This window comes from Arthrobacter sp. NPDC058097 (genome assembly GCF_042884885.1).
Taxonomy (GTDB): domain Bacteria; phylum Actinomycetota; class Actinomycetes; order Actinomycetales; family Micrococcaceae; genus Arthrobacter.
In genome coordinates, this window is the sequence record NZ_JBHVSZ010000005.1 from 138,330 (window position 1) to 156,989 (window position 18,660).

11 protein-coding genes are annotated in these 18,660 nt (G+C 69.5%); all 11 read left to right on the forward strand.

Going from position 1 to position 18,660, the window contains the following annotated elements; all coding sequences use genetic code 11:
• The first annotated feature begins 100 nt into the window (after nucleotides 1-100).
• A complete protein-coding gene (locus ACFVTE_RS10570) occupies nucleotides 101-1,285 on the forward strand; it encodes a DUF58 domain-containing protein (protein WP_387100512.1) in 1,185 nt (394 codons plus the stop codon).
• Nucleotides 1,282-3,687, forward strand: a complete 2,406-nt coding sequence (locus ACFVTE_RS10575) for a transglutaminase domain-containing protein (protein ID WP_387100045.1) — start codon at nucleotides 1,282-1,284, stop codon at nucleotides 3,685-3,687. The genes ACFVTE_RS10570 and ACFVTE_RS10575 overlap by 4 nt, the downstream gene beginning before the upstream one ends.
• Nucleotides 3,688-3,698: 11 nt before the next feature.
• Nucleotides 3,699-5,084, forward strand: coding sequence for an RDD family protein (locus ACFVTE_RS10580; protein ID WP_387100515.1), 1,386 nt, complete (start codon nucleotides 3,699-3,701; stop codon nucleotides 5,082-5,084).
• A complete protein-coding gene (locus ACFVTE_RS10585) occupies nucleotides 5,081-5,959 on the forward strand; it encodes a PP2C family protein-serine/threonine phosphatase (protein ID WP_387100048.1) in 879 nt (292 codons plus the stop codon). Before ACFVTE_RS10580 ends, ACFVTE_RS10585 begins: the two co-directional genes overlap by 4 nt.
• On the forward strand, nucleotides 5,946-7,700 hold the full coding sequence (locus tag ACFVTE_RS10590) for a hypothetical protein (RefSeq protein WP_387100051.1): 1,755 nt from the start codon (nucleotides 5,946-5,948) through the stop codon (nucleotides 7,698-7,700). Before ACFVTE_RS10585 ends, ACFVTE_RS10590 begins: the two co-directional genes overlap by 14 nt.
• Complete coding sequence (locus ACFVTE_RS10595) at nucleotides 7,697-9,367, forward strand: serine/threonine-protein kinase (RefSeq protein WP_387100054.1); 1,671 nt, start codon at nucleotides 7,697-7,699, stop codon at nucleotides 9,365-9,367. The genes ACFVTE_RS10590 and ACFVTE_RS10595 overlap by 4 nt, the downstream gene beginning before the upstream one ends.
• Before the next feature lie 79 nt (nucleotides 9,368-9,446).
• Nucleotides 9,447-10,151 (forward strand): hypothetical protein, encoded by a 705-nt coding sequence (locus ACFVTE_RS10600; protein ID WP_387100056.1) that lies wholly within the window; start codon nucleotides 9,447-9,449, stop codon nucleotides 10,149-10,151.
• On the forward strand, nucleotides 10,148-14,620 hold the full coding sequence (locus tag ACFVTE_RS10605) for an FtsK/SpoIIIE domain-containing protein (protein ID WP_387100059.1): 4,473 nt from the start codon (nucleotides 10,148-10,150) through the stop codon (nucleotides 14,618-14,620). The genes ACFVTE_RS10600 and ACFVTE_RS10605 overlap by 4 nt, the downstream gene beginning before the upstream one ends.
• An 88-nt stretch (nucleotides 14,621-14,708) precedes the next feature.
• Nucleotides 14,709-15,350: a hypothetical protein gene (locus ACFVTE_RS10610; RefSeq protein ID WP_387100062.1), complete on the forward strand. Its 642-nt coding sequence runs from the start codon at nucleotides 14,709-14,711 to the stop codon at nucleotides 15,348-15,350.
• Nucleotides 15,351-15,417: 67 nt separating this feature from the next.
• Complete coding sequence (ligA, locus tag ACFVTE_RS10615; protein ID WP_387100065.1) at nucleotides 15,418-17,739, forward strand: NAD-dependent DNA ligase LigA; 2,322 nt, start codon at nucleotides 15,418-15,420, stop codon at nucleotides 17,737-17,739.
• Nucleotides 17,736-18,575 carry an inositol monophosphatase family protein gene (locus tag ACFVTE_RS10620; protein WP_387100067.1) on the forward strand — a complete coding sequence of 280 codons (840 nt, stop codon included), beginning with the start codon at nucleotides 17,736-17,738 and terminating at the stop codon, nucleotides 18,573-18,575. The genes ligA and ACFVTE_RS10620 overlap by 4 nt, the downstream gene beginning before the upstream one ends.
• Nucleotides 18,576-18,660 lie beyond the last annotated feature (85 nt).

Below are 18,660 nucleotides of genomic sequence, written 5' to 3' on the forward strand. Positions count from 1 at the left end.
ACTGCCCAGCGTGCGGCTGTACAAGGTCCGGCTGCCGGGGCAACGGCTGTGGTCGGATGCCGGCAGCACAGCGCGCCTCGCGCTTGGTCCGGCGCGGCGGATGGCCGACGGCGTGTGGGGCCGCCGCGTCCTCCCCGTCCTGTCCGTGGTCAGCGTCCTGGGCTGGTCCGTGCTGGCGGCCGCGGTTCTCCTGTGGGCGGCCGGAAACGCCTACGGCTGGCAGGAAGCCAAGGCAGCAGCCATTGCGGCGCTGGTGCTCTTCGTCATCGCCGTCGGCTTTATCCTTGGCCGTTCCTCCTACGGCGTTGTGCTCGACCTCGCCCGGACCAGGGTGGCAGTGGGGGACAGCGCCGTCGGAAGCATCGCCGTGTCCAACACCTCCGCACGGCCGCTCCTGCCCGCTGACCTCGAACTGCCAGTCGGGGCAGCTACCGCCGTCTTCCACCTTCCGCGGATGAAGCCGCAGCAGGTGCACGAGGACCTGTTCACCATCCCCACAGCGCGCAGGGCTGTCATCGTGGTGGGTCCGGTGCGATCTGTCCGGGCCGATCCGCTGCACCTGCTCCGCCGGCAGGTGCTCTGGACCGAACCGGAGGACCTCTATGTGCACCCCCGGACGGTTGCGCTGGCCGGTTCCGCCGCCGGGTTCATCCGCGACCTGGAGGGCATGCCCACCACGGAACTGTCCAGCGCGGACGTCTCCTTCCACGCGCTGCGCGACTACGTCCCGGGGGATGACCGGCGGCACATTCACTGGAAGACCACCGCCCGGACCAGCAAGCTCATGGTCCGCCAGTTCGAGGAAACCCGGCGCGCCCACCTGGCCATTTCGCTGTCCATCAACACGGACGAATACGCGTCGGAGGAGGAGTTCGAGCTGGCCATATCGGCCGCCGCGTCCATCGGCCGGCAGGCCATCCGCGAACAGCGCGAACTGGACGTGCTGACCCAGTCCGGTCCGCTGCGCTGCGAGACCGGCCGCAACATGCTGGATGACATGACCCGGATCGTCGGCTCCCCGCTCCGGAAGACCGCCGTCGACCTCGCCCGCACCCTTGCCGACACGGTGCCCAACGCCTCCGTGGTTTTCTTCGTCGTGGGCAGCTATGTGACGCCCACGCAACTGCGCTCGGCAGCCGCCTCGGTGCCGCCCGGCGTCCGGAGCCTCGCCGTGCTCGTGGACCTTGGCGCCGCCCCGGCCCGTGCCAACATCGGCGACCTGACCGTGCTCACCGTCGGTGACCTCTCCGACCTTCCCTCCGTCCTGCGAAAGGCTGCAGCATGAGTGAGGCTACCGGTCTCCGCCCCCGCCGTTCAGCCCGGGCTGCTGCCGGGCCCGCGTTCGCGGACGGCCGGCCGGTGTGGCATTTTGTGCTCGACGGCGGCGCCCTCACCATTCTGCTCGGGCTGGGTGTCCTGGGGTTCAGCCTCAGCTTCGGCGGCGACCCCCATTACCTGGTTGCCGGCTTTGGCGGGATCATCCTGGGCCTGGCCCTCGCTGCCGGCAATGCCCAATTCCGGCTGGGGCTGCTGATCACCACAGCCCTGGCCTTCGGCACCTACCTGCTACTGGGGACGGCCCTCGCGGTGCCCGACGCCGCGGTCGCCGGATTCCTGCCAAGCCTTGAATCGCTGCGGACGCTGCTGCTCGGCGTTGTCTTTTCGTGGAAGGACATGCTGACCGTCGGAGTTCCGGTGGGCACTGCGGGCGGCGTGCTGATCGTCCCTTTCCTGAGCTCGCTCATAGCCGCAGCCACGGCCGGTGTGCTGACCTGGCGGATCCGGAGCCCCTACTGGCCGCTGCTGCCGGTCCTGGTCCTGTTCGTCACCGGCATCGCCTTCAGCACCAACGCCGGGTTCCTGACCGTGGAAAGGGGCATCGCCCTGACGGTGGTGGGCATCGCCTGGGCCACCTTCCGGCGGGATGCCCTGCGCCGTCGCGACACGCACAAGGTGTCGGTGAACCGTCCCCAGCACGACGCCGGCACGGCCAGGAAGGCGCAAATGCGCCGCCTGGCGGCCGGAGCAGGGGTCCTGGCGGCGACGGTGGGAATCACCGCGGCGGTATCGCCGTTTATCGCCGGCGGTGACGAGCGGCGCGTCCTGCGCAACGTCGTCGTCCCTCCCTTTGATCCCAAGGCCTACGTCACGCCGTTGGCGAGCTTCCGGAACTTCGTCAAGGACAAGAAGGACGACGCGCTGTTCACGGTCAAGGGGCTGCCCAAGGACGCGCGGGTCCGGCTCGGCGCGCTCGATTCCTTCAACGGCACCAACTACACGATGGATCCGAACGGCTCCGGCAGCTTCAGCAAAGTGGGCGACGCGAAATCGATCAACACGCTGGCCGACGCCACGGACGCCGTCCCGACGGACGACTACAGCCTGGACATCACCATCGACGACTACCAGGGCTACTTCGTCCCGGGCGGACGGAAGACCACCGGACTCAGCTTCGGCCCAGGCTCATCCGGCGCTGCCTCGGGGCTGTACTTCAACTCCGGAACCGACACGGCGGTGACCACCCAAGGCCTGTCCCGGGGTGACTCCTACACCGTCCAGATTTCGGACCCGGTGAAGCTCGAGCACGGGCAGTTGACGCAATACGACTTCGCCAAGGTCAGCCTGCCCGACACCACCGACGTGCCGCCGGTGGTGGGCGCCCAGGCCAACGACCTGGCCGCGGACGCCCCGACGGCCGTGGACCAGGTGCGGCAGATCGAGGCCCACTTCCAGAAGAAGGGCGCCTTCAGCAACGGGCTCATCGCCGACGGGCAGCTTCCCAGTGTCTCCGGGCATGGCGCTGCGCGCATCCGGGACCTGCTGACCGCCAAGCAGATGCTGGGCGACGATGAGCAGTATGCCGTGGCGATGTCCCTGATGCTGCGGCACCTGGGGATCCCGTCGCGCGTGGTCATGGGTTTCTACCCCGACCCTAAGAGTCCCGAGAACGGTGCCGGCGAAATCAAAATCCTGGGCAAGGACGTCCACGCCTGGGTAGAGGTGGCGTTCGACCGGGTGGGCTGGGTGGCCTTCGACCCCACGCCGCCCAAGGACAACATTCCCATCCCGCCCGATCCGGAAAACAAGTCCAAGCCGAAGCCCCAGGTCCTGCAGCCGCCGCCACCGCCGCAGGAGCCGGCGGACCTGCCGCCGGATTCCTCTCCCGACGCGCTCGACGCCGACGAGAAGAAGAACAACCCCTGGCTGCTCTGGGGTCCGATCCTCACTGCCATCGGCATCGCCATGATTCCCATCGGCATCCTCGCCCTGCCGCTGCTGCTCATCGCCCTGCTCAAGGCCCGCCGCCGGAAGGCGCGCTTCACCGGCGGCGATCCTGCCCAGCGCGTCGGCGGCGGCTGGAACGAGGTCCTCAGCCTGGCAACGGACATGGGTGCCGCTGTGGACACCCGCGCCACCAGGCGGGAAACGGCGGCGGTCGTCGCTGAAGCCTTCCCCGCCACGGGCAGCGCCACAACCCTGCTGGCACACCGGGCTGACGCGTCCATCTTCGGGGCCGGCCAGCCCAGCGAGGATGAGGTGCGGGAGTACTGGGACGTCGTGGACGGTTCGCTCAAGGAGATGACCGGAACCGTCGGTTTCTGGCGGCGCCAGCAGGCGCGGTTCTCGCCGCGGTCGCTGCTGGCTGAGGCCCGGACTGCCCTGGCCGCACGGGGGTTCCGGCGGTGAGCGGGTCGTTTGTGCCTGGCGCCGGGCCTGCAGTTGTTGAGGGGACAGGGCCGTGCCCACGTTGCGGGCAGCCTGTCCGCGCGGGGGCAAGCTTCTGCGGTGCGTGCGGCACCCCGCTGCCCAACAGGGGAGCCATGCTCAGCCGGGGACCCGGGCTGGATCGGGGCGTGATGCCCGGCCGCGGAGTGACGCCCGGCCGCGGCGGGAGGCAAGCCGCTCCGATTCCCGGTAGCATCCCGGTAGGGCTGGGGGAAGGATCGGACATGTCAGGCACTCTTGCGCTGGTTCCTGCGGCGCCGGGCAAGCGTCTCGGCGCGGCCGTCCTCGACTGGCTCGCGCCGCTGGCCATCCTGACGGTACTGCTGTCCTTCGGGTTCGCCGGCATCACCAGCACGCGGAGCGCCGGGCTCATCATCTACGACACAAGCCTGCTGGCGCTCCTGGGGGGCATTGGAGCCGGACTGACCCTTGCCTATGCGTTCGCCGTCGCAAGCGTCGAGGGCCGCTCAGGCAACACCATCGGCAACCGGGTCATGGGCATCCGCAGCGCCGACAAGGACGGCTACGCCCCGGGCCTCGGTGCTGTGCTCCTGCGGGACATCGTGACCGGCGCCGGCATCCTGCTGGCCGTCCTCGCAGCCGTACTGGTGGCGGTCTTCAAGTGGTTCGACGCAGCCCTGCTGATCCTGGGACCGTTGCTGCTCCTCGGCGCGGCCTGGGCCGTCGTCGTTGTGGTGTCCAGCGCCTGGGACCGGAACGGCAAGCTCCGCGGATGGCACGACCGTGCGGCCAAAACCCTCGTCTTCGACGTCGTGAACGGCCGCAACCCCGTGGCCACCGGCGGCATCGAGGGCCCGTACGGCTTCGCGCCCCTGGACCTGCCCCCGGTGCAGCAGGTGGCCTCCCCGGTTGCGTCGAGGAACTCAGTTGCTTCCCGAACGCCGGCAGAGCCGGTTCCGCCTGGCGGATCACTTGGGTCCGCTGTTAGCCCGGATATCCCTGTTCACCTGGATGATGCAATGGACCGCACCCAGGTGCGCGCCGGGGTCCGCCAGGACGCGCCTGAGGCGGTGCTGCGGATAACGCTCGACGACGGCCGCGACTTCCGCCTGGAACGCACCGTCCTGATCGGGCGCAACCCCGCCCCTGCCGCCGGGGAATCGCAGGCGCAGCTGCTGCCCGTCCCGGATCCGGGCAGGACGATTTCCAAGACGCACCTCCACCTGCTCACCGACGGCACCGGCGTCTGGGTCACCGACCGCCACTCGACCAACGGCAGCGCCGTCACCACACCCGACGGCATGCGCACGCCGCTGCAGCCGGGCGTGCCCGCATTTGTCAGCCCCGGAACCACAGTTCATTTCGGGGACCGCACCTTCAACGTAGGACACGCATGAATTCACAGCAGGCGGCCGGAACTCCAGAGACCGGCGGCGAGCCAGGCCTCAGGCTGAGCTACGGCTACGGAACGGACCGGGGCCTTCGCCGCGAGCTCAATGAAGACTCGTACATCGCCTCCGATCCCGTGTTCGCCGTGGCCGACGGCATGGGCGGCCATGAAGCCGGCGAGGTGGCCAGCGGCATGTGCGTCCGGACGCTGGCCCAGCTGCCGCAACTCGCCACGGGGGAGCGGACAGCCACCGCCGGAGTGGTGCAGCAGTATCTTGCCAGCGCCGACGAATCAATCCGCTCCGCCACCGGCTCGCGGGCCGGCACCACGCTCAGCGGCGTGGTGGTGGTGGAGCAGATGGGTGTTCCCTACTGGCTGGTCATGAACATCGGGGATTCCCGGACGTACCGGTTAAGCCAGGGCCGCCTCGCCCAGGTCAGCGTGGACCACTCCGAGGTCCAGGAGCTCGTCGAGAGCGGCGAGATCACCGCTGAGGAAGCCGCGGTTCATCCCCGCCGGCACGTCGTGACACGGGCGCTGGGCGCTGGCGACGAGACCGAGGCCGACTACTGGCTCCTGCCGATTGAGGAAGGCGACCGGGTGATGGTGTGCTCGGACGGCCTCAACGGTGAACTGACCGACGCGGAGATGGAGGAAATCCTCAGCACTCTCGAGGACCCGCAGGAGGCAGTGGATGCCCTGATCCAGGCGGCGTTGCGGCGCGGCGGCCGGGACAACATTACGGTGATCGTCATCGATGCCCGGAACGTGCTCAACGACGCCGGTGTGGCCACGACGGCACCCCGCACGGCCGCCGACGCGGAAGACGAGGACACGCTGCCGCGCGCCGGAAGCGAGGACACTGTCAATGGCCGCAGCTAGCTACGTCCCCGGCGGGTGGCTAGGCCTCATCCGGCAGGGAACTGCGGTGATCCTGGACCCTGCCACTCCGGCCCCTCTGGTCAGCACGGTGTGGGATCTGCTGGCGAAAGGTCCTGACGCAGCCGAGGTCCTGCACGCCGTGACGGGAGGGTTCGGTGCACCGCTGTCCGCCAGCCCGTGCTTCGGGATCATCGGGTTCAGCGGCTCGCTGCGGGTCTTCCTGCGCGGCGACGTCGACCTGACAGTCCAGCTCGCGTCGGGCCCTGTAAAGCTCGACGGCCGGAACGTCACCACCTGGACTGAGCGGTGGCTGGACGCACCCGAGTCGTTCAGCGTGGACGTGCCGGCTGCCGCGGAAGCACATCCTGAGGGGCCCGCCGCCGCGTTGCACACCGAGTTGCCGGTGGTTGAGGGGACCGTCCTCCTGCAGTCTTTGCGCGTCAGCGTCACCGAATCCGGGGGTAGCCGGTCAGACCGGCCGGATACTGCCGCACCGTCTGCCGCTGCACCGTCCGCTGCTGCACCGTCCACTGCAGCAACGACTTTTGAGGCCTCGGCCGAAACCATAGCGGCGCCGGGCGAGGATATTTCCCTGACGGCAGAGCCGGAGCCGGAAGCGTCGGCCGAGACAGTTGCGGGGCTGCAGGAAACGGTCACGGGATTCACTGAGACGGGTGCTGCCAGTGCCGGGACATTGCCCGAGGACAGCCCGGCCACCGAACTCACCGGCTCGTACGACCACCTCTGGGACAAGACCGTGGTGCGCAGCATTGAAGACGCCGCCGTGCGGACAGACCAGGACGACGACGGCGGTGCGCCGGTGGGCGGGGAGTCGGCAGTTCCGGAGACGGGAACCAAGGAAACAGCTGCTCAGGAATCCCCGTCGGCCCCCGCCTCGTCAGCCCCCGCCTCGTCAGCGCCCGCCCTGTCAGCCCCTGACCCTGCAACGCCTGCCCCTTCAACCACTGCCCCCTCCACCCCGGCACTGCCAGGCCTGATCGACTCCGTGCCGTGGGCGACGGGCGGCGGCCGTGCCCCGGCACCGCAGGTGCCGCCCACGTTCTCAGCGACTGAGGCGCCGCCGTCGTCCGCAACGCCCGACGTACCGCCATCGTTCGCGGCAGCCCAGGTTCCGCCGTCGTTCAGCTCCGTACCCGGGCCTGGCGCGGCGGCTGAAGGGGACCACGACGGGCAGACCATCCTCAAGAGCAACCTGTCCACCTCCGGAGGGCAGCAGGCAGGGCAGGGATCGGAACCCGGCCAGGCTGCTGCGGCAGGCAACGGCCCGCTGGTGCTCGCCCGGGTGTGCCCCGCCGGCCACGCCAACCCGCCTACCAGCGGACAGTGCTTCACCTGCGGGGCACAGTTGCCGGACGTCGCCATCCAGGTGCCGCGCCCCCGGCTGGGCCGGCTGCGATTGTCCACGGGCGAGCTGATCGACCTCGAACAGTCGCTCGTGATCGGGCGGCAGCCGTCGGTGTCCCGGGTCCAGGGCGGGACCATGCCGCGGCTGGTCCAGGTGGCCAGCCCCGGCGGCGACATTTCGCGGTCGCACGTGGAGGTCCGGCTGGAGGGCTGGCACGTGATGCTGTGCGACCTGAAAGCCACCAACGGCACGGTGCTGGTCCGCGAAGGGCAACCGCCGCGGCGCCTTGCCCAGAATGAAATGGCCATTGTCCTGGACGGAGACATCGCAGAAATCGGCGATGACGTTTCCTTGCGCTTTGAGGAGATCCTGTGAGTTCCAAGCGGCCGGCGGCACCACCGCCCCGCATCCCTGGGTTCAGCTACGTCAGCCTGCTCGGATCGGGCGGCTTCTCTGACGTCTACCTCTACGAGCAGGACCGGCCCCGCCGCAAGGTGGCGGTGAAGGTGCTGCTGTCCGGCCTCAAGACGGAGGGCGCCCGCCGCCGCTTCGAGTCCGAGGCCAACCTCATGGCCCAGCTGTCCTCGCACCCCTTTATCGTCACCATCTTTGAGGCCGAGGTGACCGAGGACGGCCATTCCTACCTCGCCATGGAATACTGCTCCCGGCCCAGCCTGGACGTCCGGTACCGCCGGCAGCGCTTCAGTGTTGACGAGGTCCTGGCCGTCGGCATCCAGGTGGCCTCCGCCGTCGAAACGGCGCACCGGGCCGGCATCGCCCACCGGGACATCAAGCCCGCCAACATCCTTGTCACCGACTACAACCGCCCCGCGCTCACCGACTTCGGCATCTCCGGCACGCTGGCCGGCGACGTCGACGAGGATGCCGGGATGTCCATCCCCTGGTCGCCGCCGGAACAGTTCAGGGACGGCAATGTCGACGGCGTGCTGGTGGACGTGTGGGCCCTCGGCGCCACGCTGTACACCCTGCTCGCCGGACGGTCGCCATTCGTGCTGCCGGGTGCCGACAACTCCCAGCGCGAGCTCATCTCGCGCATCACCAACATGCCGGTACCCCGGCTGGGCCGCGCCGACGTGCCGGAATCCCTCGAACTGGCACTGGCGACGGCGATGGCCAAGCAACCGGCCTCACGCTATTCGTCCGCCCACGCTTTCGCCCTGGCGCTGCAGCGGATCCAGGCCGAGCTCAACCTGTCCGTTACGCCGTTCGAGGTGCTCGAGGAACGCCAGCCGGACGACGTGCACCTGGACGACGGCGTGGAGGAGACGCGCGTCCGCAACGTCGCCTCCATCGACCCGGACCGGACCGGAAGCGCCCCCACCTTCCCGGCCCGGACCAAGCCGCTGGACTGGGGCGGCGCGCCAGCGCCGGCTGCACCGGGCCCAACTGTACCGGGGCCAACTTCACCGGCGCCCGGGCCGGTGAGTGGGCTGGTACCGGGCATCACGCCGTCGGCCGCTCCGGCACCGGCACCGGAGGCGGAGCCGTTCACTTCGCCTGCGGCAGACGGCTGGGCCGACGCTACGGTCCTGCGCAGCAACCAGCCCAAGGCTGTGGAAGATGATGCCTCCGGCCAGCCGGGGGAGCACCCGGCGGACCACGGCAGGCGCAACCTGTGGCTCGCCGTCTCCGGCGGAACGCTCCTGGTGCTGGCGGTCATCGTAGGCATTGTGGTGGCATCGGCCGCGCCGCAGCCCGGGGCCCGGCCCACCGAAAGCATCACCAAACCGCCCGCCGACGCCGTCGACGACGGGTCCGTGCCCGACGTCGCCAAGCTGGCCGGCAGCGCCGGCGCGCAGGGGAAGGTCCGCTTCACCTGGACCAACCCGCAGCCGAAGCCAGGGGACACCTACAAGTGGCGGATCAAGACGGTCAAGGGCGGCGGAAGCTACCTGTCGACGTCGGCCACCAGGGCGGACGTCACGGCCAATCCGGCGGAGCCCACCTGCATCCAGGTGATCATCGTCCGCAGCGACGGCTCCGCGTCGCCGGCCGGAGAGGACTCCATCGCGTGCCTCTAGCGCGCCCTGAGCACCCCGCGGCGCCAGCACCGTGACCGGCCGCCCAGCAGCAACAGACCCGACGACAAGACAGGAAAACATGGGAGACCTGGCCATAGATTTCTGCGGCGAGTGGTACGAGCCCACCGATGAGGACATCTTCAGCATTGGCCGCGAGGGCGACCTCGAGGTGGACGACAACCCCTACCTGCACCGGCGCTTCCTGCAGATCGCCAGGTATGACGGCATCTGGTGGCTCAGCAACGTGGGCAGCCGGCTGTCCGCCACGGTGGCCGACGGATCCGGCGGCATGCAGGCCTGGCTCTCGCCCGGCGCCCGGCTGCCGCTCGTGTTCAGCCACACCAGCGTCATCTTCACGGCCGGACCCACCACGTACGAATTCGCCGTCCACCTGAAAACGCCGTCGTTCCGGCAGGAGACCAGCAGCGAAACCAGCGGCGGGGACACCACCATCGGCCCGGTGGTGTTCACGGACTCCCAGAAGGCCCTCATCGTGGCGCTCGCCGAACCCATGCTCCGGCGCGAAGGCACCGGATTCAGCGCCATTCCGTCTTCCGCGGAGGCGGCCCGGACCCTGGGCTGGGCCCTCACCCGGTTCAACCGGAAGCTGGACAACGTGTGCGACAAGCTGGACCGTGCCGGAGTGGCCGGACTGCGGGGCGGCGGCGGCAAGCTGGCCACCAACCGCCGGGCCCGCCTCGTGGAGCACGCGGTCACCTCGCACCTGGTTACCGCCGAGGACCTGCACCTGCTGGAAAAGATGCGCGGTGACGTCGAAGCATGAGGATCCGACTGACCCTGCGCAGGGACCCCGCCGAGGCCAAAGACCTGGCCGTCACAGTGGACGGCCGCGCAACGGTCGCGGACATCGCCACCGAGCTGTGGACCGCCGACCCCGCCCGGCGGGAGGAGCCCGCTCCGCCAAACCTTTCCCTCCGGATCGACGAGGCCTTCGTGGCCGGCGGCATGCGCGGCATCGTCCTGGACCGGGCGGACAACCTCCTTGAGTCCGGGCTGCGGCCGGGGTCCGTCGTTTCGCTCACCCAGGTGAGCGACCAGTTCGGTAACCCGAACGACGCCGGCCCTGCCGCGGACCGCGGCCCCGCCGCGGCCACACTCCGGATAGTCTCCGGGCCCGACGTCGGCCGGGAGTTTTCGCTGCCGTCCGGCACCAGCTACATCGGAAGGGACCGGAACGTGGACGTCCGGCTCACCGACCCCCTCACGTCGAAGCGGCACGCCCGCATCACGGTGGGGGAGAGCATCGAGATCGTCGACACGAACTCCGCCAATGGCCTCCAGATGGACGGGCTGCCCGTCACCCGCGCCACGCTGAATTCCTCCGACACCGTCACGCTGGGCGACACCGGGGTGACTGTGGTGCCGCTGGCGCGCAGCGGCGCGGCAGCCCCGACGTCGCCCCTGGTTGATTTCAACCGTTCCCCGCGGGTGGTGCCCCGGTTCGCCCCGGGCAAGCGGGTGCCCCCGGCCGGACCCAAGCGGCAGGACCACCACCCTTTCCCCTACATCATGCTGATCGCTCCGCTGATGATGGGCGCGGTGCTGTTCGCGGTGACCCAGAGCCTGCTGTCCATGCTCTTCATGCTGATGATGCCGCTGTTCATCGTGGGCCACTACGTGGACCAGAAGCTGCAAAGCAAGCGCGAGCGCAAGGAACAGCTGAAGCAGTTCCGGGAGGCCATGGCGGCCTTCCGGCAGGACACCACCGAGCTGCAGCGCGTGGAACGGGCCGTCCGGCTCCAGGAAGCACCGTCAGTCAGTGACACCGTGGACTCCATCTACAAGCTCGGCCCGCTGCTCTGGACCCACCGGCCCGAGCACTCCGGGTTCCTGGCCCTCCGCTTCGGGCTCGGCACGGTGCCGTCCCGGATTCCGTTCGAGGAGCCGAACACCGCCGAAACCGAGACAGAGTACCGGCGCGAGATCGAGGACTGCCTGGACCAGTTCCGGCAGATCGAGGGCGTGCCGGTCGTTTCCCAGCTGCGGTCCGCGGGCTCGTTCGGCCTCGCCGGGCCGCGCGGACTCGTCGATGACGTGGCACGCGGAGTGGTGCTCCAGCTCGTGGGCCTGCATTCCCCCGCGGAAGTGGCCGTGGCCGCCATCACCTCGGCCCGGTCCCGGGAACGCTGGAACTGGCTGCAGTGGCTGCCGCACGTCGGCTCCAGCCACAGCCCGCTCGGCGGCGACCACCTCGCGGCCGGCTCGGCAGGCGGCACCAGCCTGCTGGCCCGGATCGAAGACCTCGTGGAACTCCGGGAGGCCGCGCTGCGCTCGCAGGGTCCCGCGCAGGGTCCTGTGCACCGGCCCGGCATCCTCGACGAAACCGCGGAGGTTCCGCCGCCGGTACTGCCCTCGGTGCTGGTGATTGTCGAGGACGACGCGCCGGTGGACCGCGGCCGGCTGACCCGGCTCGTGGAACGCGGACCGGATACCGGCGTCCACGTCCTGTGGGTGGCTGCCGGCGTCGAATCCCTTCCGGCCGCCTGCCGTGACTTCATGGCAGTCGACGGCGAGCACGGCACCACCACCGGGCAGGTCCGGCTGGGACGCCACACCTACCCCGTGAGCTGCGAGAGCCTCGACGCCGAACTTGCAGGCCAGCTGGCCCGCATGCTCTCGCCGGTTGTCGACGCCGGAAAGCCCGTGGAGGACGACTCGAACCTGCCGCGCGCCGTGTCCTATGCAGCGCTGGTGGGCAAGGACTTCCTCGACAACCCGCAGGCCGTGGCCGAACGCTGGCAGGAGAACAACTCCGTCCGCTCCACCGCCGTCGCCAACCGCAAGGACAACGGCTCGCTCCGTGCCCTCGTGGGATCCAAGGGCGTGGAACCGCTGCACCTGGACCTCAAGAACGAGGGGCCGCACGCGCTGGTGGGCGGCACCACAGGCGCCGGCAAATCGGAGTTCCTGCAGTCCTGGGTCATGGGCATGGCCACCGCCTACAGCCCGGACCGCGTCAGCTTCCTGTTCGTGGACTACAAGGGCGGCGCTGCGTTTGCCGACTGCGTCAACCTGCCGCACACCGTGGGCCTGGTCACCGACCTCTCGCCGCACCTGGTGCGCCGCGCCCTCACCTCCTTGCGGGCCGAGCTCCACTACCGCGAACACCTGCTCAACAGGAAAAAGGCCAAGGACCTGCTCGCCCTCCAGCGCGAGGCAGATCCCGAGGCCCCGCCCTACCTGGTCATCGTGGTGGATGAATTCGCAGCCCTGGCCACCGAGGTGCCCGAGTTCGTGGACGGCGTGGTGGATGTTGCCGCCCGCGGCCGGTCACTGGGCCTGCACTTGATCCTCGCCACCCAGCGGCCCGCCGGCGTCATCAAGGAAAGCCTGCGTGCCAACACCAACCTCCGGGTGGCGCTGCGCATGGCCGACGAAGACGACGCCACGGATATCCTCGGCGTTCCGGACGCCGCGTACTTCGACCCCTCCATTCCGGGCCGCGGCGCGGCGAAAACCGGGCCGGGCCGCATCCAGGGGTTCCAGACCGGTTACGCCGGCGGCTGGACCACCGAACGCCCGCAGCGCCCGCAGATCGACATCGTGGAGATGGCCTTCGGGTCCGGTCCCACCTGGGAGACACCGGCGCCCGACACCGCCGTGCAGGACGAACCCGCCGGACCCAACGACATCGCCCGGATGACCGCCAACGTCATCGCCGCCGCGGACCTGCTGGCCATTGAGCCGCCGCGGAAGCCGTGGCTGAACGAACTTGCCACGACCTACGACTTCTCGCTGCTCCCCAACCCGCGCACCGACGAACGGCTCCTGCTGGGCGTGGCGGACGATCCCGCCCGCCAGGACCAGCCCACCGTGTTCTACGAACCGGACAAAGACGGCAACATGGCCATCTACGGCACCGGCGGCTCGGGCAAGTCCGCGGCGCTGCGGGGGATCGCCATCGCGGCTGCCGTCACACCCCGCGGCGGCCCCGTCCACGTCTACGGCATCGACTGCGGCTCCGCCGGCCTCAAAATGCTCGAGGAGCTCCCGCACGTGGGCGGGATCATCGACGGCGACGACGTGGAGCGCGTGGGCAGGCTCCTGCGCTGGCTCAGCGATCTCGCCGAGGACCGGGCACGGCGCTTCGCCGAGGTCCGTGCCTCCACCATCGGCGAGTACCGCAAGCTCGCCGGCCTGCCGGATGAAAAGCGCATCTTTGTGCTGGTCGACGGCATGTCGGCCTTCCGCGAGGCCTACGAGTACAGCAAGCTCTCCGGCCTCTGGGACCTCTTCCTGCAGCTGGCCACGGACGGCCGTCCCCTGGGCATCCACCTCGTTGTCACCGGTGACCGCCCCAACTCCGTCCCGGCGTCGTTGCTTGCCTCCATCCAGCGGCGGCTGGTGCTGCGTCTTTCCGCCGAGGACGACTACCTGACCATGGACGTGCCGAAGGACGTCCTCGGCCAGGCCTCGCCTCCCGGCCGCGGGCTGCTGGGCGGCCACGAGGTGCAGCTCGCCGTCCTGGGCGGCAACTCCAACCTGGCCCTGCAGGCGCGCGAAGTCCACAAACTCAGCGAGGCCATGCTCCGCCAGGGCGTGGAACGGGCTCCCCGGATCGAGCGGCTGCCCGAGCAAATCGACCTGGACATCCTGCCCGCCGGGCTCCCGGACCTTCCCGTCATCGGCGTGGACGACGAAACACTGCAGCCGGCAACGCTCATGGCCAAGGGGCCGCTGCTGCTCGCCGGTCCGCCGGGCGCCGGCCGGACCGTGGCCCTGGTGACCATGGCCTACGCGCTGCGCCGGTCCAACCCCGGCACCGAACTGGTTTACCTTGCCGCCAGGAAATCCGCGGTGGCGTCCCTGCCCGTCTGGGACCGTTCGCTGGTGGGGGCCGACGACGTCGAAGAGGCCGTGGAGGCACTCACGGACCACGCCTCGGCCAACCCGGGAAAAGTGGCCATCTTCATCGAGGGACTCACGGAATTCACGGATACCCTGGCCGAATCCGGCATCGAAAGGCTGGTGGCGGCGTCCATCAAGGCCGACCAGTGGATCGTGGGGGAGTCCGAAACATCCACCTGGTCATCGGCGTGGTCGCTGGCCCAGCCGTTCAAGTCGGGCAGGCGGGGACTGCTGATCAATCCGGGCGATATCGACGGTGACAGCCTCCTCAATACGTCGCTCGGACGGGTCGGCACCGACTTCATTCCGGGGCGCGGTTACATCGTGGGCCGGGGCAAGGTGCGCAAGCTCCAGATCGCGCTGCCGCCGGAAAACCGGCAGTAGCCGATTTGGCGCGCCGCGCCGGACTGTAGGAAGATACCCGGGACAAAACTCGGCGCAGGGTATGCTGCGCGGCTGCAAAGGTACTTCCATGATCCGAATCACCCGTCTGCGTGGCGCGCTGCTGCCCGGAATTGCCGCCGCCATGCTGGCTTTCACTGTTGCGGCCGGCGCCGCCGGAGCGGCGCAGGCCGCCTGTCTGCCCGAGCAACAGTGCACCGTATCGCCTTCGCCGGTAGCTCCGCCGTCGTCCGGTTCTCCGGCTCCGACGACGACGGCGGCCCCCGCCCCCGCGCCGGCTCCGGCGCCGGCACCGCCGCCGGCACGGAAGGCACCTGCGCCGGCCCCCGCCCCTGTACGGCCCGTGGCGCCAGCGGCGCCGCGCGTTGCCCCCGCACCCGCGCCGGCCGTCCCCGCTCCCGCGATGACGCCCTTGGCCCCGCAGCCCGCCGATGCCGGGACCGCCGTGGTGGTGGCGACGCCCGCCGCGGTTCCGGTCACCTCTGCAGCCACTCCCGGCCCGTCGTCCTCCGCCCCCGCGGCCGAATCCACCTGGACCAAACCGATCCCCACCCCGGTCCACGCCAGCCAGGCCGCCGCCGTCGTGGTCGCGGACAAGGGCTCCGGCATCGGCATCTTCGGCCTGTTCGCCATCATGGGCGGCGTCCTCCTGGTGGGTCTGGGCGGACTGGCCTTCGCTCTGTGGAGCCGCAACCGCCCCGGCCACTGGTAGGACTGTTGCCGGCAGGGGAGGCCTGCCGCCCCGGCAAAATGTCCTTGCTGTAAGGCAAGATAGGTCTGTGAGCACACCATCAGGCCCCACAGATAACGCAGTTACGGGTACCGCCGCAGCCACCGGAACTGACCAGCTTGAGCCGGAAGCCATTCCGTCTGAATCGGTACGGGATGAGTACGAGAACCTGGCGGACCTCGTCCGGAAGTACCGCTTCGCGTACTACCAGGAGGACGAGCCCCTCGTCTCCGACGCCGAGTTCGACACTCTCTTTCGCCGGCTGGAGGAACTCGAGGCGCTGCATCCGGAGCTCGTCTCCAATGATTCGCCCACCCAGGAGGTTGGCGGAGAAGTGTCTGCGGCGTTTGCCGCCGTCGAACACCTCCAGCGCATGTACAGCCTGGAGGACGTGTTCTCCATCGACGAACTGAAAGCCTGGATCGCCAAGGCGGAGGCAGGGGTCGCCAAGTCCGGCAATCCGGACGCCGCCTGGCTCACGGAACTGAAGATCGACGGCCTCGCCGTGAACCTGCTCTACCGGGACGGCAAGCTGGTCCGGGCCGCGACCCGCGGCGACGGCACCACCGGCGAGGACATTACGCACAATGTGCTCACCATCAAGGAGATCCCGCAGCAGCTCAGCGGCAGCGGATTTCCCGCCGAGATGGAAATCCGCGGCGAGGTGTTCATCCCGTCCAAGGCGTTCGCCGAATTCAACGAGGCGCTGATTGAGGCGGGCAAGGCGCCGCTGGCCAACCCGCGCAATGCCGCGGCCGGCTCGCTCCGGCAGAAGGACCCGGCAGAAACCGCCAAGCGCCCCCTGCAGATGTTCGTCCACGGCATCGGCGCCCGCGAGGGCCTGCAGGCAGCCAGCCAGTCGGAGACCTACCGGCTCCTGGCGGAGTGGGGATTGCCGGTCAGCCCGTACTTCGAGGTTCTCGGCAGCCCCGCCGAGGTGCTGGCATTCATCGAGAAATACGGGGACAAGCGGCACAGCCTGCTTCACGAGATTGACGGCATCGTGGTGAAGATCGACGACTTCGCCACCCAGCGCGCCCTGGGCTACACCACCCGCGTTCCGCGCTGGGCCGTCGCCTACAAGTACCCGCCCGAGGAAGTGCACACAAAGCTGTTGGACATCGCGGTCAACGTCGGCCGCACGGGCCGGGTTACGCCGTTCGGGATCATGGAGCCGGTTAAAGTCGCCGGCTCCACCGTGGGCATGGCCACCCTGCACAACCAGGACGTGGTCAAGGCCAAGGGCGTCAAGATCGGCGACATCGTGGTGCTCCGGAAAGCCGGCGACGTCATCCCCGAGATCGTCGGTCCGGTGCTTGCGCTCCGGGACCAGCAGGACCCGCCCGTGCGCGATTTCGTGATGCCCACCGAATGCCCCTCCTGCGGAACGCCCCTTGCTCCCGGGAAGGAAGGGGACGTGGACATCCGCTGCCCCAACGCCAAGTCCTGCCCGTCGCAGCTGCGTGAGCGCGTGTTCCATGTGGCCAGCCGCGGAGCGTTCGACATTGAAGCCCTCGGCTGGGAGGCAGCAATCGCGCTGACCCAGCCGGCGGAACCCGAGGTCCCGCCGCTGGTCAGCGAGGCGGCCCTATTCGACCTGACGCCGGAGGACCTGGAACCGGTGAAGATCCGGCGTGAGAAGCGGTCCAAGGGTGTTCCCACCGGCGAGTTCGAGCTGGTGCCCTACTTCTACAGCAAGGGAACGGCCAAGACGCCCTCGAAGCCGACAGCCACCACCCGGAAGCTCTTCACCGAGCTCGAAAAGGCCAAGACCCAGCCCCTGTGGCGCGTCCTGGTGGCGCTGTCCATCCGGCACGTCGGTCCCCGGGCTTCGCGCGCCCTGGCCAACCACTTCGGCACCATGGACGCCATCCGGCAGGCATCCGAGGAGGAGCTCGCAGGCGTGGACGGGGTCGGCCCCACCATTGCTGCCGCCCTCAAGGAATGGTTTGCCGAGGACTGGCACGTCGAAATCATCGACCGCTGGGCAGCAGCGGGGGTGCGGATGAAGGACGAGCGGGACGAGTCCACGCCGCGTACCCTCGAGGGGCTGACCGTCGTGGTCACCGGGACCCTGGAAGGCTTCAGCCGCGACGAGGCCAAGGAAGCCATCCTGGTCCGCGGCGGCAAGGCGGCAGGGTCGGTGTCGAAGAAGACCAGCTACCTGGTGGCCGGTGACAATGCCGGCACCAAGCGGGACAAGGCCGAGCAGCTGGGAGTGCCCATCCTGGACGAGGACGGATTCCGGGAACTGCTGGCCAATGGGCCTGCCGCGGCTGACGGGGACGCCCTGGCTGACGGGGAACCTGACGCTAAAACTGACGATCCCGAGGCAACCGCCGTTTCGGGTAACGGGGAGGACTCCGAGTGACACTGGATACTGCAAGCCGCCTGGACGTGACCGGGCTCCTGGACGTGGCCAAGGCCGCCGCGGCGGCCGGTGCCGGTGTGCTGGCCGAGCGCAGCAACGGCGCCCTGGACTCGGGGACGGTGGCCAACAAGGGCGAAGCCGGCGACTGGGTCACCGCCTTCGATGTTGCCGCCGAGGAAGCCGTGCGCACCGCCATCCGCAGTGCGCGCCCGGGCGACGTGATCACCGGCGAGGAACACGGGACCACGCGGCCCGAGCAGCCGACCGGGCTGCGGTGGTCCATTGATCCGCTGGACGGCACCACCAACTTCATCCGCAATATCGTCTACTACGCCACCTCCGTGGCTGTTGCCGATTCCGACGGCGTGTGGCTGGCCGGCGTCGTACATGCCCCCGCGCTGGGGCGCGTGTACTATGCTTCCCGGGGCCAGGGTGCCTGGCTGGAGCAGGACGGAAAGCGGGTGCAGTTGACCGGTCCGGTTCCCGGCCGCACCGGCCAGCTCCTGTCCACGGGCTTCAGCTATGACCCGGAAGTGCGCGCTGAGCAGTTCGCGGCGCTGGGCAGCTTCGTGGACGGCTTCGCCGACGTGCGCCGGCTCGGCTCGGCTGCCCTGGACCTCTGCATGGTTGCCGACGGAACAGTCGACGCCTTCGGCGAGCGTGGCCTGAACGAGCACGACTTCGCCGCGGGTGCGCTGGTGGCCGAGGAAGCCGGATGCTGGGTGCGGCGCCCACGGCTCACCAGCCCGCTCGAGGGAGGGCCCTCCGCCGAGGAACGGCTGTCGGCCTGGACCTGCGCGGGCACGCTGGAGATGTCCGGCAAGTTCCCGCTCTAGTTCCCCTGCGCCGCCGCGCGGGCCGCCGCCGGCCAATTGCGGCCCGGGTGGTTTGCGGTCCGATGCTTCACATGCGCGGGTTCAC